The organism is Pseudomonas sp. HMSC067G02 (genome assembly GCF_001813485.1).
Lineage (GTDB): Bacteria > Pseudomonadota > Gammaproteobacteria > Pseudomonadales > Pseudomonadaceae > Pseudomonas > Pseudomonas aeruginosa.
Map to the genome: position 1 here is coordinate 43775 of NZ_KV812700.1, position 16036 is coordinate 59810.

Annotated in this window: 11 protein-coding genes and 1 pseudogene; 4 read left to right on the forward strand and 8 right to left on the reverse strand. The window is 67.6% G+C overall.

Annotated features, from left to right (window positions below; translation table 11 throughout):
- The 3 genes and pseudogenes from muxC to muxA form a co-directional block, all read right to left on the reverse strand.
- A pseudogene (muxC, locus tag HMPREF2914_RS21315) lies at positions 1–1232 on the reverse strand (multidrug efflux RND transporter permease subunit MuxC); the annotation flags it as partial.
- A complete protein-coding gene (gene muxB, locus HMPREF2914_RS21320; RefSeq protein ID WP_003089920.1) occupies positions 1229–4360 on the reverse strand; it encodes a multidrug efflux RND transporter permease subunit MuxB in 3132 nt (1043 codons plus the stop codon). The pseudogene muxC and the gene muxB, both read right to left, overlap by 4 nt.
- Positions 4357–5637 (reverse strand): multidrug efflux RND transporter periplasmic adaptor subunit MuxA, encoded by a 1281-nt coding sequence (gene muxA, locus HMPREF2914_RS21325; RefSeq protein ID WP_003111498.1) that lies wholly within the window; start codon positions 5635–5637, stop codon positions 4357–4359. The genes muxB and muxA overlap by 4 nt, the downstream gene beginning before the upstream one ends.
- A gap of 256 nt (positions 5638–5893) precedes the next feature.
- On the opposite strand from muxA, the gene HMPREF2914_RS21330 reads away from it, so the two are divergent.
- The 3 genes from HMPREF2914_RS21330 (at position 5894) to HMPREF2914_RS21340 (ending at position 9961) form a co-directional block, all read left to right on the forward strand.
- The gene (locus HMPREF2914_RS21330; RefSeq protein WP_070702845.1) at positions 5894–7315 is read left to right on the forward strand and encodes a TldD/PmbA family protein; all 1422 of its coding nucleotides are present in this window, start codon (positions 5894–5896) and stop codon (positions 7313–7315) included.
- Positions 7315–8640, forward strand: a complete 1326-nt coding sequence (locus tag HMPREF2914_RS21335) for a TldD/PmbA family protein (RefSeq protein WP_004349986.1) — start codon at positions 7315–7317, stop codon at positions 8638–8640. The genes HMPREF2914_RS21330 and HMPREF2914_RS21335 overlap by 1 nt, the downstream gene beginning before the upstream one ends.
- Positions 8641–8836: 196 nt before the next feature.
- Positions 8837–9961: a pyoverdine biosynthesis transaminase PtaA gene (locus tag HMPREF2914_RS21340; protein ID WP_003131286.1), complete on the forward strand. Its 1125-nt coding sequence runs from the start codon at positions 8837–8839 to the stop codon at positions 9959–9961.
- 149 nt (positions 9962–10110) lie between these two features.
- Here HMPREF2914_RS21340 and tpx read toward each other — a convergent pair whose 3' ends face one another.
- The 3 genes from tpx to HMPREF2914_RS21355 all read right to left on the reverse strand — a co-directional run bounded on the left by tpx (position 10111) and on the right by HMPREF2914_RS21355 (position 13158).
- Positions 10111–10608 (reverse strand): thiol peroxidase, encoded by a 498-nt coding sequence (gene tpx, locus HMPREF2914_RS21345; protein WP_023091707.1) that lies wholly within the window; start codon positions 10606–10608, stop codon positions 10111–10113.
- Between the two features lie 134 nt (positions 10609–10742).
- The gene (locus tag HMPREF2914_RS21350; protein ID WP_003089954.1) at positions 10743–12092 is read right to left on the reverse strand and encodes an alanine/glycine:cation symporter family protein; all 1350 of its coding nucleotides are present in this window, start codon (positions 12090–12092) and stop codon (positions 10743–10745) included.
- A gap of 154 nt (positions 12093–12246) precedes the next feature.
- Positions 12247–13158 carry a LysR family transcriptional regulator gene (locus tag HMPREF2914_RS21355; RefSeq protein ID WP_009314146.1) on the reverse strand — a complete coding sequence of 304 codons (912 nt, stop codon included), beginning with the start codon at positions 13156–13158 and terminating at the stop codon, positions 12247–12249.
- 118 nt (positions 13159–13276) lie between these two features.
- On the opposite strand from HMPREF2914_RS21355, the gene HMPREF2914_RS21360 reads away from it, so the two are divergent.
- Positions 13277–14272, forward strand: coding sequence for an aldo/keto reductase (locus tag HMPREF2914_RS21360; RefSeq protein WP_003089960.1), 996 nt, complete (start codon positions 13277–13279; stop codon positions 14270–14272).
- A gap of 188 nt (positions 14273–14460) precedes the next feature.
- On the opposite strand, the gene HMPREF2914_RS21365 is transcribed toward HMPREF2914_RS21360, so the two are convergent.
- Positions 14461–15396 carry a phosphatidate cytidylyltransferase gene (locus tag HMPREF2914_RS21365; RefSeq protein ID WP_003089962.1) on the reverse strand — a complete coding sequence of 312 codons (936 nt, stop codon included), beginning with the start codon at positions 15394–15396 and terminating at the stop codon, positions 14461–14463.
- Between the two features lies 1 nt (position 15397).
- Positions 15398–16027, reverse strand: coding sequence for a lysophospholipid acyltransferase family protein (locus HMPREF2914_RS21370; RefSeq protein ID WP_023091706.1), 630 nt, complete (start codon positions 16025–16027; stop codon positions 15398–15400).
- Positions 16028–16036 lie beyond the last annotated feature (9 nt).

Genomic DNA, 16036 nt, shown 5'->3' on the forward strand with positions numbered 1-16036 from the left:
TTCTCCACCACCACGATGGCGTCGTCCACCACGAAGCCGGTGGCGATGATCAGCGCCATCAGCGACAGGTTGTTCAGGCTGAAGTCGCACAGGTACATGACCGCAAAGGTGCCGATCAGCGAGACCGGCACCGCCAGGCTGGGGATCAGCGTGGCGCGGCCGTTGCGCAGGAACAGGAAGACCACCAGGATCACCAGCGCCACCGAGATCAGCAGGGTCAGCTCGGCCTCTTCCAGCGACGCACGGATCGACGGGCTGCGATCATCCATCACGTTCAGCTTGACCTGCGGCCCGAGCAGTTCCTGCAACACCGGCAGTTGCGCGTGGATGGCGTCGGTGGCCTCGATGATGTTGGCGCCGGGCTGGCGGGTGACGATCAGCAGCACCGCCGGCAGGTCGTCGGAAAAGCCGGCGTTGCGCACGTCCTCCACCGAGTCGCTGACCTTGGCCACGTCGCCGAGGCGCACCGCGGCGCCGTTGTCGGCGTTGTAGTGGATGACCAGCGGCTCGTACTCGCGGGCCTTGCGCAACTGGTCGTTGGCGTCCACCTGCCAGTGCTTGTCGTCCTTCTCGACGGCGCCCTTGGGGCCGTTGCTGTTGGCCGCGGCGATGGCCGTGCGCACGCTGTCCAGGGACAGCCCGTACTGGCTCATGGCATCCGGGTTGAGGTCGACCCGCACCGCCGGCAGCGAGCTGCCGCCGATGCTCACCTGCCCTACCCCCTGCACCTGCGACAGCTTCGGCGCCAGCACGGTCGAGGCGAGGTCGTACATCTCGCCGCGACTCTGGGTCTCCGAGGTCAGGGTGAGGACCATGATCGGCATGTCCGAGGGGTTGGCCTTGCGGTAGCTGGGATTGTTCGGCATGCCGCTGGGCAGCAGGCTCATCGCGCCGTTGATCGCCGCCTGCACCTCGCGGGCGGCGCCGTCGATGTCCTTCTCCAGGTCAAACACGAGCACCACGGTGGTCGAGCCCAGCGAACTGCTGGAGGTCATCTCGCTGATCCCGGCGATCCGTCCCAGCGAGCGCTCCAGCGGCGTGGCCACCGACGAGGCCATGGTTTCCGGGCTAGCGCCCGGCAGGCTGGCGCTGACCACGATGGCCGGAAAATCGACGTTGGGCAGCGGCGCCACCGGCAGCAGGCCGAACGACAGGGTGCCGGCCAGCAGCAACGCCAGGGTCAGCAGCGTGGTGGCGACCGGGCGGCGGATGAAGGGCGTGGACAGGCTCATCGCCCGGCATCCCCGTCGAACCCGGCCTCGGTGTTCAGGTCCAGCCCGCGCTGCTTGCGCCAGGCCGCCCAGCGACGGGCCAGGCGGTCGAAGTAGAGATAGATCACCGGGGTGGTGAACAGGGTCAGGACCTGGCTCAGCAGCAGGCCACCGACCATGGTGATGCCCAGCGGCTGGCGCAGCTCGGCGCCGGCGCCGCCGGCGAGCATCAGCGGCAGCGCGCCGAGCAGCGCGGCCATGGTGGTCATCAGGATCGGCCGGAAGCGCAGCAGGCAGGCCTGGTAGATCGCCTCATGGGGCGGCTTGCCTTCGTTGCGCTCGGCGTCGAGGGCGAAGTCGATCATCATGATCGCGTTCTTCTTGACGATGCCGATCAGCAGGATGATGCCGATGATCGCCACGATGCCGATCTCCTGCCCCGCCAGCATCAGCGCCAGCAGCGCGCCGACCCCGGCCGAGGGCAGGGTCGAGAGGATGGTCACCGGATGGATGAAGCTCTCGTAGAGGATGCCCAGGACGATGTACATGGTCACCACCGAGGCGAGGATCAGCAGCAGCGTGTTCGACAGCGAGGCCTCGAAGGCCAGCGCCGCGCCGCGGAAGCTGCCCTGCATGCTCAGCGGCAGCTCCAGGCTGGCCTCGACGCCACGGATCGCCTCGACCGCCTCGCCCAGGGAGTAACCCTTGGCCAGGTTGAACGACAGGGTCGCCGAGGGGAACTGGGCGATATGGTTGATCGCCAGCAGGGTATGCCGCTCCTCCACCTTCGCCAGGCTCGACAGGCGCACCTGGGTGCCGTCGCTGGACGGCACGTAGAGCTGCTCCAGGGCCTGCGGGCCGAGCTGGAACTGCGGCGCCACCTCCAGCACCACGCGGTACTGGGTGGCCTGGGTGAAGATGGTCGAGATCAGCCGCTGGCCGAAGGCGTTGTAGAGCACGCTGTCGATGTCGGAGAGCTTCACGCCGAGGCGCGAGGCGGTGTCGCGGTCGATGTTCAGGTAGGCCTGCAAGCCCTTGTCCTGCCAGTCGCTGGCGACGTCGGCGAGCTGCGGCAACTCCTGCAGCCGCGCCACCAGCTTCGGCACCCACTCGGCGAGCACGTCCGGGTCGGCGTCCTGCAAGGTGAACTGGTACTGGGTGCGGGCGACCCGGTCCTCGATGGTCAGGTCCTGCACCGGCTGCATGTACAGCTTGATCCCGGGCAGGTGGTCGAGTTCGGGCTGCAGGCGCTGGATCACTTCGCTGGCGGTGACGTCGCGCTCGCTGTGCGGCTTGAGGTTGATCAGCAGGCGGCCGGTGTTGAGGGTCGGGTTGCTGCCGTCGACGCCGATGTAGGAGGACAGGCTGGCCACCGCCGGGTCCTTCAGCACCACCTCGGCAAGGGCGCGCTGGCGCTCGGACATGGCCTGGAAGGAGATCGACTGCGGCGCTTCGGCGACGCCCTGGATCACCCCGGTGTCCTGCACCGGGAAGAAGCCCTTGGGCATGGCCAGGTAGAGCAGCGCGGTCAGCGCCAGGGTGGCGATGGCCACCAGCAGGGTCAGCGGCTGGTGCCGCAGGACCACCCGCAGGGCCTTGGCGTACTGTGCGATCAGGCCATCGATGACCCGCCCCGCGGCGCGCGCGAAGCGGCCCTGCTGGTCCTCGTCGATGTGGCGCAGCAGCTTGGCGCTGAGCATCGGCGTAAGGGTCAGGGAGACGAAGCCGGAAATCAGGATCGCCACCGCCAGGGTGATGGCGAACTCGCGGAACAGCCGCCCGGCGACGTCGCCCATGAACAGCAGCGGGATCAGCACGGCGATCAGCGAGAAGGTCAGCGAGATGATGGTGAAGCCGATCTGCTTCGAGCCCTTGAGCGCCGCTTCCAGCGGCGAGTCGCCCTGCTCCAGGTAGCGGGCGATGTTCTCCACCATGACGATGGCGTCGTCGACCACGAAGCCGGTGGCGATGGTCAGCGCCATCAGGGTCAGGTTGTTGATCGAGAAGCCGGACAGGTACATCACGCCGAAGGTGCCGATCAGCGACAGCGGCACGGCGAAGCTGGGAATCAGGGTGGCGTAGACGTTGCGCAGGAACAGGAAGGTGACCATCACCACCAGCGCCACCGCCAGCGCCAGCTCGAACTGCACGTCCTTGACCGAGGCGCGGATGGTGGTGGTGCGGTCGGTCAGCACCTGCACGTCGAGATTCCCCGGCAGGGTCGATTGCAGCTGCGGCAGCAGCGCCTTGATCCGGTCGACCACCTCGATCACGTTGGCCCCCGGCTGGCGCTGGATGTTCAGCACCACCGCCGGCAGGTTGTTGGCCCAGGCGGCCAGGCGCACGTTCTCGGCGTCGTCCTCGACGCTGGCGACGTCGCGGATGCGCAGCGGCGAGCCGTTCTTGTAGGCGATGATCAGGTCGCGGTAGGCGTCGGCCGAGCGCAACTGGTCGTTGGCGTCCAGGGTCGAGGCGCGGGTCGGGCCGTCGAAGCTGCCCTTGGGGCCGTTGAGGTTGTTGCTGGTCACCGTGCTGCGCAGGTCCTCCAGGCTCAGCCCGGCCGCCGCCAGCGCCGTCGGGTTGGCGCGCACCCGCACCGCCGGGCGCTGGCCGCCGCTGATGCTGACCAGGCCGACCCCGGAGATCTGCGAGATCTTCTGTGCCAGGCGGGTATCCACCAGGTCCTGGATCTGCGGCAGCGGCATGCCGTCGGACATCACCGCCAGGGTCAGGATCGGTGCGTCCGCCGGGTTCACCTTGCTGAACACCGGCTGGTTCGGCAGGTCGTTGGGCAGCAGGCTCTGCGCGGCGTTGATCGCCGCCTGGACTTCCTGCTCGGCGACATCGAGGTTGCTCTGCAGGCTGAATTGCAGGGTGATCACCGAGGCGCCGCCGGAACTGCTGGAAGACATCTCGTTGAGCCCCGGAATCTGCCCGAGCTGGTTCTCCAGCGGCGCGGTGATCGACGAGGTCATGATCTCCGGGCTGGCACCGGGGTACAGGGTGACCACCTGGATGGTCGGGTAGTCCACTTCCGGCAACGCCGAGATCGGCAGGAAGCGGTAGGCGATCAGGCCCGAGAGCAGGATCGCCACCATCAGCAGGGTGGTCGCGACCGGCCGCAGGATGAACGGGCGGGACGGGTTCATTCAGCGCTCCCGCTACCCACCGAGTCGCCCTGGAGGCCGCTGGGGCGGCCAGTCTGCGGTTTCTGCGGCTCGCCCTCGAGGACCTGCGGGGAGGCCTCGGCGACACGCACTTCCATACCGTCGCGCAGGCGGTCGGTGCCTTCCACCACCACCTGCTCGCCGGCCTTCAGGCCGCTTTCCACCACCACCCGCTCGTTCTCGCTGGTGCCGATGGCGACGCTGCGCTGGCTGACCTTGTTGTCGGCGCCGACCACGTACACATAGATACCGTTGGTGCCGCGCTGCACGGCGTTGGCCGGAATGGTCAGCACGCCCTTCAGGGTCTGCGCCAGCAGGCGCACGTTGACGAACTGGTTGGGGAACAGCTTGCCGTCGGCGTTCTCGAAGCGTGCCTTGAGCTTGACCGTGCCGGTGGTGGTGTCGATCTGGTTGTCCAGGGTGGTCAGGGTGCCTTCGGCGAGAACCTTGTCCTGGTTGCGGTCCAGCGCGGTGACCGCCAGCTTGCCGGGGCCGTTCATCTGCTCGACGACGGTGCCGATCTGCTGCTGCGGCAGGCTGAACACCACCGAGATCGGCTTGACCTGGGTGATCACCACCAGCGGCGTGGTATCGCCGCTGGTGACCAGGTTGCCGATGTCCACCTGGCGCAGGCCGAGGCGCCCGGAAATCGGTGCGCGGACCTCGGTGAAGGTCAGGTTGAGGCGGGCGTCGTCGACCTGGCCCTGGTTGGTACGGATGGTGCCCTGCAACTGGCGGACCTGGGCTTCCTGGGTATCCAGGGTCTGCTTGGCGATCGAGTCCTCGGCGTACAGCCCCTTGTAGCGCTGCAGGTCGATCTCGGCGTTCTTCAGTTGCGCCTGGTTCTGCATCAGCGTGCCCTCGGCCTGGGCCAGCGCCGCCTTGTAGGTACGCGGGTCGACCACCGCCAGCAGGTCGCCGGCCTTGACCTCCTGCCCCTCCTGGAACAGCACCTTGACCAGCTCGCCGTTGACCCGCGGCTTGACGTTCACCGTGTTGAAGGCGGTGACGGTGCCAAGCGCGTTGAAATGCAGCGCCAGGTCGCCCTGCTCCACCCTGGCCACGCCGACGGTGAGCGCGTTGGCCTTGGGCAGCGCGGCGCCCGGCTTGCCGCCGCGACCGGGTCGCCCGTCGGAGGACGGCGCCGAGGCGGGCGCCGCCAGCCACATCACCAGGCCGATCACGGCGGCGAAGGCCAGGGCGGTGATCAGCCACGGGCGCAGGGTACGGAACTTGGATTTACCGGTCGTTGGAGTCATGGTTCTTCTTCAGGCTTAGAACGGAGGCGCTTTTTCCAGGCTGCACGATAAGCATTGCGGGGGCCCAGGCAAAGCCTCTTTACCCGCTATTTACCCTTGCTTTACCGATAGTTAGGCATTCCGCCCGCATGCTTCGGCGAGCCACCCGCAGCCTGGCACCAGGCTATGACAACAAACGGCTTGCTCCGTTACGGGCGAAGGCTTGAAATAGAGCGTCCTGCACTCGCCCACTCCGCAATCGGCCAGGGACGCACAGATGATCGACCCGTTGAAACACCGCTTCGCGGCGCTCCGCAGTCGCGCCGAATTCCACTCCTTGCGCTACGTCCAGCGTAGCGGCGAGTACCTCTCGGTGCGCCGCAACGTCAGCGAACCGCCGCACTTCAGCCAGGACCGCGGCGCCATGCTCTGCGTACGGCTGAACGGCGTGGAAGCCTACGCCGCCACCAACGATCTCTCCGCGGCCGGCCTGCAGACCGCCCTGGAGCAGGCCGAGCGGATCGCCCGGCACGCCCTGTTCGACGTCCGCGGATTGCCGCCGGCAAGCGGCCGCTCGCAGTATCGCTCGCCGAACCAGGACGCCCCTTTCCCCTCCCTCGCCGAGTGCTACGAACTGCTCGCCGAGGAGTCCGCCAAGGTGCCGCGCGACGAGCGCCTGGTGAACTGGAGCGTATTCCTCGAAGTCAGCCGCCAGGAACAGCTCTACCTGAACAGCGCCGGCGCCGAGCAATACCACGAGCAGCGCTTCGTCTATCCCGGCGCCAGCGTCACCGCCTACGACGGCCATGACAGCCAGACCCGCAGTTTCGGCGGCCACCATGCCGGCCAGCAGGGCGGCGCCGAAGTGATCGAGCGCCTCGGCCTGGTCGGCGCCGCGCCGCGCATCGCCGACCAGGCCCTGCAACTGCTGGCGGCGCCGAACACCCCGAGCGGCCGCTGCGACCTGCTGCTGATGCCGGACCAGATGATCCTGCAGATCCACGAGTCGATCGGCCACCCGCTGGAGCTGGATCGCATCCTCGGCGACGAGCGCAACTACGCCGGTACCAGCTTCATCAAGACCGAGGACTTCGGTCGCTACCAGTACGGCTCCAGCCTGCTCAACGTCAGCTTCGACCCGGAAATCCCCGAGGAGCTGGCCAGCTACCGCCAGGACGACGACGGCAGCCCCGCGCGCAAGGAATACCTGATCCGCGAAGGCCGCCTGCTGCGCCCGCTCGGCGGCGCCCTGTCACAACACCGCAGCGGCCTGGAGGGCGTCGCCAACAGCCGCGCCAGCAGTTGGAACCGCGCGCCCATCGACCGCATGGCCAATCTCAACCTGGAGCCCGGCGACAAGAGCTTCGCCCAACTGGTGGGCGGTATCGAGCGCGGGGTGCTGATGTCCTACAACCGCTCCTGGTCGATCGACGACGCACGCAACAAGTTCCAGTTCGGCTGCGAATGGGGCCAGTTGATCGAGGACGGCGAACTCAAGGGCGTGGTGAAGAACCCCAACTACCGGGGCATCTCCGCGCAGTTCTGGCGCAACCTCAGCGCGGTGGGCGACGCCGGCACCTTCGAGGTGCTCGGCACGCCCTACTGCGGCAAGGGCGAGCCGAACCAGGTGATCCGTGTCGGCCACGCCTCGCCGGCCTGCGTATTCAGCGATGTGGACGTATTCGGGGGAGATACCTGATGCACCAGAGACAGCATTTCGAAGCCCTCGCCGAGGACCTGCGCCGGCATCTGGCCGAGGGCGAGGACTTCACCCTCTGGTACAGCGCCGAGGACTCCGAGTTCATCCGCTTCAACCGGGCGCGGGTGCGCCAGGCCGGCCGGGTGCGCCAGGCCAGCGCGCTGCTCCGGCTGATTCGCGACGAACGCCAGGCGAGCCTCGACCTGACGCTCTCCGGCGCGCCGGAAGAAGACCGCCAGCGTCTGGCCGAAGGCCTTCGGCAACTGCGCCAGAGCCTGGCCTGGATTCCCGCCGATCCCTATCTGCTGCTCGACACCTCGGCCTGGCAGCGAGAGAACCAGGACCTCGGCGCAGCGCCCGACAGCGGCGCGCTGCTGGCCAGCCTCGAACGCCAGGCGCGCGACCTCGACCTGGTCGGCATCTATGCCGCCGGACCGCTGTTCCGTGGCTTCGCCAACTCCTGGGGCGCCTTCGGCTGGCATGCCGGCAGCAGCTTCAACTTCGACTGGAGCCTGTTCCACGGCAATGGCCAGGCGGTGAAGGCCGACTACGCCGGCCAGCGCTGGGACGACGAAGCCTTCGCCCGGCGCTTCGAACAGGCCCGGGAGCAGCTCGGCCACCTGGGCAAGCCGCTGCGCCAGTTGCGCCCCGGCGACTACCGCGCCTACCTGGCACCGGCGGCGCTCGAGGAAGTCATGCAGATGCTCTGCTGGGGCGGTTTTTCCGCGCGCGCCCTGGCTACCGGTGAAAGCCCCTTGCAACGCCTGCAGAACGGCGACGCCCTGCTCAGCCCGCTGCTGAACCTCGCCGAGCGCCCTGCCACCTCGCCCTCCCCGGCATTCAGCGCGGAAGGCTCGCCGCGCGCCGAGGTCGAACTGGTCGGCAACGGCCGCCTGAGCGGACGCCTGGTGAGTTCGCGCAGCGCCCGCGAATATGGCCTGGTAGCCAATGGCGCCGGCGCCAACGAGGCGCCCACGGCGCTGGACATGGCCGGCGGCAGCCTGGAACAGGCGCGCATCCTCGAGGCCCTGGATACCGGCCTGTACATCGGCAACCTGTGGTACCTGAACTACTCGGACATGCCCGCCGCGCGCCTGACCGGAATGACCCGCTTCGCCACCTTCTGGGTGGAGAACGGCCAGATTCGGGCGCCGGTCAGCACCATGCGCTTCGACGACAGCCTGTACAGCTTCCTCGGCGCCCACCTGGAAGACCTCAGCCACGAGCGCGAACTGCGCCTGTCCAGCAATACCTACGGCGAACGCCAGACCGACTCGATGCACCTGCCGGGCGCGTTGACCGGGCGCTTCACCCTCACGCTCTGAGCCCGCGCGGCGCTCCCCGGCGGTTCGCCGCCCGGGAGCGCCGCGTGCGCAATCCGAAGAACACCCGCCGATATTCTGGCGCCATTATCACGCCACCATAAACGGACCGGCTCCCTCCTCGTTCTCCACTCTGGTGACACACGCCCGAGAGGAACCCACCGCACGCATATCCCATTCGGTACACGGAGGTGAAGCTATGCCCGCTTTGAGTCGTCGTTCGTTCGTGACCCTGACCGCCCTGGCCTCCAGCAGCATCCTGCTGAGCCCACGAGCCTTCGCCGGGAGCGGCGCGACAAGCGCCGCCGGGAAGCCGCAAGAGACCTTCCTGGATTTCAACGAAAGCCCCTACGGCCCCTCCGCCAAGGCCAGGGCCGCCATGCAGCAGGCGGCCGCGCTCTGCGGCCGCTACGACTACGACGCGCAGGACGCCCTGGTCGGCCTGTTCGCCAAGCAGAACGGCATCCCCGCCGAATGCGTGCATGCCTACTGCGGCTCGCGCCAGCCGCTGCAATACGCCGTCGCGGCGTTCACCGGCAAGGAGCGCAGACTGGTCATGGCCGATCCCTCCTACGACTCCGTGGTCGGCGCCGCCCAGGCCCAGGGGGCGAAGGTCGCTGCCGTGCCGCTGGACGCCGAGGCGGCCCACGACATCGAGCGCATGCTCGCCGCCGCGCAACGGGACGCCGGGCTGATCTATATCTGCAACCCGAACAACCCGACCGGCACCCTCACCCCGCACGAGCGGATCGTCAGGGCGATCGAACGCAAGCCCGAGCGCAGCGTGGTGCTAGTCGACGAGGCGTATATCCATTTTTCCGACGCACCCAGCGTCGTTGGCCTGGCCGTCCAGCGCCAGGATGTGCTGGTCCTGCGTACCTTCTCGAAACTCTACGGGATGGCCGGCGCCCGGCTCGGCCTGGCCATCGGGCATCCGCAGCTGCTGGCGCGGCTGGAGCGCTTCGGCGGCCACAACGTGGTGCCCTCGCCGACCGCCCACGCCGGGCTGGAAAGCCTGCGTGACGACGACCTGGTGCCACGGCGCAAGCAGCAGAACGCAGAGGTCCGCGAGCGCACCATCGCCTGGCTACGCCAGCAGGGCTTCCGCTGCACCGCCTCGCAGTCCAACTGTTTCATGGTGGATATGCGCCGTCCCGCCGAGCTGGTCATCGCCGAACTGGAGAAACAGCGGGTGCACGTCGGCCGCCCGTGGGCCTCCTGGCCCAACTGGGTCCGCGTGACGGTAGGCAGCGAGGAAGAGATGCAGGCGTTCCGGAGCGCCTTCGCCAGCGTCAGCCGGCGCCACCAGGTCGCCATGCGCTAGCGCTGCGTCTCTGCGACGCAGGGCGGATGACCGCGCTGCGATTATCCGCCCTGCTCATGGCCCGAGGCGAGCAGCCAAGGGAATCGGGTTCGCCCGTTACCAGCCAGCCTGGCCGACGGTCATGGGACGAAGCGGGTTGGCCGTGGGGCTCAGAGAGCCTCCAGGGCCGCCGCGTAGTTCGGCTCGTCGGCGATTTCGCCGACCAGTTCGCTGTGCAGCACCTTGTTCTGCTCGTCGAGCACCACCACGGCGCGCGCGGCCAGGCCGGCCAGCGGGCCGCTGGCGATGGCCACGCCATAGTTCTCGAGGAACTCGCGACCGCGCAGGGTCGACAGGTTGACTACGTTCTCCAGGCCTTCGGCGCCGCAGAAGCGCTTCTGCGCGAACGGCAGGTCGGCGGAGATGCACAGCACCACGGTGTTGGCCAGCTTGCCGGCCTCGACGTTGAACTTGCGCACCGAGGTGGCGCAGGTCGGGGTGTCGACGCTGGGGAAGATGTTCAGCACCTTGCGCTTGCCGGCGAAGTTTTCCAGGGTCACGTCGGCGAGGTCGCCGCCGACCAGGCTGAAGGCCGGAGCCTGGGCGCCTTTCTGCGGGAGCTGGCCATCGACGTTGACCGGGTTGCCCTTGAGAGTCACTTGAGCCATTGCGTTGATCCTTCTAGTCAGTGAGAAGCCGCCGGCCCTGTGGCCGGCAGCGGAAGCATTCGGGGCCGGCGACGATGCTAGCACGCTTTACCCGAGCGAAAACCTCGGGTTTGAGCGTCGCCGTCCCCCGAGGCTCAACTCCTGGCCTTGGCGAAATACTCCCGGGTCAGGCGGAACACCACCGGACTCAGTAGCAGCAAGGCGATCAGGTTGGGAATCGCCATCAGCGCGTTGAGGGTATCCGCCACCAGCCAGGCGAAGTCCAGCTGGGTCATGGCGCCGAACGGAATCGCCAGGGTCCAGACGATCCGGAACGGCAGGATCGCCCGGGTGCCCACCAGGTACTCCCAGCAGCGCTCGCCGTAGTAGCTCCAGCCGAGGATGGTGGTATAGGCGAACACCACCAGGGCCAGCGACAGGATGTAGTGGCCGACGCCCGGCATCGCCGCCTCGAACGCCGCCGAGGACAGCGCCGCGCCGCTGGCGCCGCTGGTCCAGACGCCCGAGGTGATGATCGCCAGGCCGGTCAGGCTGCAGATGATCAGGGTATCGATGAAGGTGCCGAGCATACCGATCAGGCCCGAACGCACCGCGCTATGGGTCGTGCCGGCGGCCTGGGCAATGCCGGCGGTGCCGAGGCCAGCCTCGTTGGAGAAGATCCCGCGTGCGACGCCGAAACGGATCGCCGCCATCACCGCTGCGCCGGCGAAGCCGCCGGTGGCGGCGATCGGCGTGAAGGCGTGGGTGAAGATCAGTTGGAACGCGCCGGGAATCGCCTCGGCATGGACCACCAGGACGATCACCGAGGCGACGATGTAGCCGACGCACATGAACGGCACCAGGGCTTCGGCGACCTTGCCGATACGGCGGATGCCGCCAAGGATCACCAGCCCGGTGACGAGCATGGTGGCGACCCCGGTGACCCAGTCGGGCACGCCGAAGGAAACCTCCAGGGCATCGGCCATGCTGTTGACCTGGACCATGTTGCCGATACCGAAGCCGGCGAGCCCGCCGAACAGCGCGAAGGCCGCGCCGAGCCAGGCCCAGCGCTTGCCCAGACCGTTCTTGATGGCATACATCGGACCGCCGACGTGTTCGTTGCGCTCATCCTTCTCGCGGTAGTGCACCGCCAGCACCACTTCGGAGAACTTGGTGGCCATTCCCACCAGCGCGGTGCACCACATCCAGAACAGCGCGCCCGGGCCGCCGAGGAAGATCGCCGTGGCCACCCCGGCGATGTTGCCGGTACCGACGGTGGCCGCCAGGCAGGTCATCAGCGCCTGGAACGGGCTGATCTCGCCGCTGCTCTCGTCATCCTTGCTACGCCCCTGCCAGAGCAGGCGAAAGCCGACTCCCAGGCGCACCAGGGGCATGAACTTCAACCCCAGCATCAGGTACAGGCCGGTGCCGAGAATCAGCACCAGCATCAACGGCCCCCAGACCACGCCGTTCAGGTCGACCACCCACTTCTGCAAGCTTTCCATCAGCGATCCTTATTCTTGTTCGAATGAATGCGGCCTGGCGGCAGTGGGCATCCGGAACTCGGACGAACATCCCTGCTCGACAGGCCAAGGCTGCCGATCCTAACGAGGTTATCCCGGCGAAATCGAGAAAAATCTTCACCAGGAAGCCTGCGTCTCATTGCGTCTCGCCGGCCGCCTGGCGACCGAACAGTTCCACCAGCCAGTCGACGAACACCCTCACCCGCGGCGACAACTGGCGCTGCGAGGGATACACGGCATGCAGCGGCAGCGATGGCGGCAACCATTCGCCGAGCACTTGTCGGAGGCTGCCGTCGGCCAGGCCGGCGGCGACGTGATAGTGCGGCGCCTGGATCAGCCCGAGCCCGGCCCGGCAGGCGGCGACGTAGGCATCGGCGTTGTTGACGCTGACCCGGCTGCGCATCGGCAGCGTGCGTAGGCGCCCGTCGACGCTGAACTCGAAGTCGGCGGTACGCCCGCTGGAAGGCGACTGGTAGTTCACCGCGAGGTGCCCGCCGAGTTCGGCGAGCTGCCGCGGATGGCCATGACGCTCCAGGTAGGCGGCGCTGGCGCAGGTCACCTGCGGCAGGTCGGCCAGGTGCCGGCCGACCAGGCTGGAATCGTGCAGCTCGCCGACCCGCAGCACGCAGTCCGCACCCTCGCGCAGCAGGTCGACCAGGCGATCGTTGCTGCTCAACTGCAGCTCCAGTTCCGGGTAGCGCTCGCAGAACTCCGGCAGGAACGGAATCACCCGCATCCGCCCCAGTGCGCCCGGCAGGTCGACCCGCAAGCGCCCGCGCGGGTTGTTCAGGACGCGTGGAAAGCAGCTTTCCGCCTCCTCCAGGTCCGCCAGCAGGCGCACGCAACGCTCGTAGTAGGCCTGCCCGTCGAGGGTCAGGCTGACCTGGCGGGTGGTGCGCTGCAGCAACTGCACGCCAAGGTGCGCCTCCAGTTGCTGGATCGCCTGGGTCACGCTGGCGCGCGGCAGCTCCAGGCTGTCCGCGGCCTTGCCGAAGGCGCCCAGCTCGACGATGCGGGTGAAGGCCTGCATGGCCTGGAAACGATCCATCGGACGTCCTCGATTATTTGGAAAATACGAATGGTAAAACCGTAATTATGGGCTTTATCCAGGCCAATGCGGAGCGAAGAATGACGGCGTTTTCCTTCCCTCCCGCGAGGCTCGACACATGAAAACCCGTCAACTCGGCCACAACGGCCCTTCCGTCTCCGCCATCGGCCTCGGCTGCATGGGCATGACCGACTTCTACACCACCGGCGGCGACCGCCAGGAGGCCATCGCCACCCTGCATCGCGCCGTGGAACTCGGGCTGAACTTCTTCGATACCGCCGACATGTACGGCCCGCACAGCAACGAGGAACTGCTCGGCGAGGCCCTGCGCGGCAAACGCGAGCAGGTGTTCCTGGCCAGCAAGTTCGGCATCGTCCGCGACCCTGCCAATCCCCAGGCGCGCGGCGTCGACGGCAGCCCGGCGTATATCCGCCGCGCCATCGAAGGCAGCCTGAAGCGCCTCGGTACCGACCGCCTGGACCTTTACTATCAGCACCGCATGGACCCGCAGGTGCCCATCGAGGACAGCGTCGGCGCCCTCGCCGACCTGGTGAAGGCCGGCAAGATCCGCCACATCGGCCTCAGCGAAGCCTCGGCGGAAACCCTCGAACGTGCCCACCGGGTGCACCCGATCAGCGCGTTGCAGAGCGAGTACTCGCTGTGGACCCGCGATCCGGAGGACACCGGGGTGCTCGCCGCCTGCCGTCGCCTGGGCATCGCCTTCGTCCCCTACAGCCCGCTGGGCCGAGGTTTCCTTACCGGCACCCTGAAGCGCCCGGAAGACTTCGCCGCCGACGATTACCGCCGTTTCAGCCCGCGCTTCCAGGGCGAGAACTTCGCGAAGAACCTGAAGCTGGTGGACAAGGTCGGCGAACTGGCCGCGGCCAAGGGCGTGAAACCCTCGCAACTGGCGCTGGCCTGGGTGCTGGCGCAGGGCGATGACCTGATCCCGATTCCCGGCACCAAGCAGCGGCGCTACCTGGAGGAGAACGTCGCCGCGACGGAACTGCGCCTGAGCGCGGCGGAACTGGCCGAGCTGGATGCGATCTTCCCCGCCGAGGCGGTCGCCGGCAGTCGCTATAGCGAGGAAGGCATGCGCCTGGTCAATCTCTGAGACAGTGAAGCTGCGGTCACGTCCCCGTATGCCGGAGCCTGGTTGTAGGGCGAATCACCGCTTGCGGTTATCCGCCGCTTATCCGGGGTATCGGCGGATACCGCCTGTGGCGGTATTCGCCCTACGGGTCTCTATCGCTCGCAATTTCCTGGCTGCCTACACGGCGGGGAAACGGCGCCAGGCGAACCTCAGGGCGTCCACCAGTAGCGCACCACGTGGAAGAAGATCGGCGCGGCGAAGCACACCGAGTCCAGGCGGTCGAGCATGCCACCGTGACCTTCGATCATGTGCCCCCAGTCCTTGACCCCGCGGTCGCGCTTGATCGCCGACATCACCAGGCCGCCGAAGAAGCCCAGCAGGTTGATCAGCAGCGCGATCAGCGCCGCCTGCCAGAGGTTGAACGGGGTGATCCACCACAGCGAGGCGCCGATGGCGGTGGCCAGGGCGATGCCGCCGACGAAGCCTTCGACGGTCTTCGACGGCGACAGGTTGGGAGCGATCTTGCGCTTGCCGAACAGCTTGCCGCAGATGTACTGCATCACGTCGGAGAGCTGCACGACGATCACCAGGTAGGCGATCAGCAGCAGGTTGCGCCCCTCGAAGCCGGGGATGTCGAGGGTCAGCAGCGCCGGCACGAAGGAGATACAGAACACCGCCAGCATCAGGCCCCACTGCACTTTCGAGGCGCGCTCGAGGAAGTGCTTGGTGTCGCCGCCCAGCGAGGCGAGGATCGGCAACAGCAGGAACACGTACACCGGGATGAAGATCGAGAACATGCTGTACCAGTCGATGTAGATCAGCAGGTACTGCATCGGCAGCACGAAGTAGAACGCCGCCACCAGCGCCGGGTAGTCGCTGCGCCGGGTCGGGGTGAGGGTGATGAACTCGCGCAGGGCGTAGAACGACACGCCATAGAACAGCAGGATCACCGCCGCCTGGCCGAGCCAGAAGGCGAAACCGATCACCAGGACCATCGCCCACCAGGCGTTGATCCGCGCGTTCAGGTTGTCGATCACCGCGTTCGGGCCGGGACCGGCGCGCCACTTGAGGACGAAGCCGACCAGCGAGGCGAGCAGCAGCAGCGCGCCGATCCCGCCGAAGAGCATCCAGGTCTGTTCGTTCATCTCAGGCCTCCTCTTCCGGCGCCAGGTCCAGCAGGGCCATGCGCGCTCGTTCGAGGAACGCCTCCTTGCCTTCTTCCGCCGTGGCGACCAGCGGCTTGCCGAAGCTCAGGGTGCAGAGCAGCGGCAACGGCAGCATGCGGCCCTTGGGCATGACCCGGTTGAGGTTGGCCAGCCAGACCGGCACCAGCTCGACCTCCGGGTGGGCCAGGGACAGGTGGTAGATACCGCTCTTGAATGGCAACAGCTTGACCTCGTCGTCCAGGTTGCGGGTGCCCTCGGGGAAGATGATCAGCGAGTCGCCGCCGTCCAGGGCGCGGTCGAGGGGTTCGAGCGGATTGGCATTGGCCTCGCTGCGCTGGCGGTCGACCAGCACGCCGTTGAACACCTTGTTGATCACGTAGCTGCGCAGGCCGGCCTTGTTCCAGTAGTCGGCGCCCGCCACCGGCCGGGTACGCCGCCGCACCTCCGGCGGCAACGAGGCCCAGAGCAGGACGAAGTCGCCATGGCTGCTGTGGTTGGCGTAATAGATGCGTTGCTTGGGGATCGGCGTGGTGCCCAGCCAGAGGCTGCGCAAGCCGGTGATGGCGCGGGCGCCGGCGATGATGCCATAGGCGACGACTGATTCGAGCATGGGAAGACT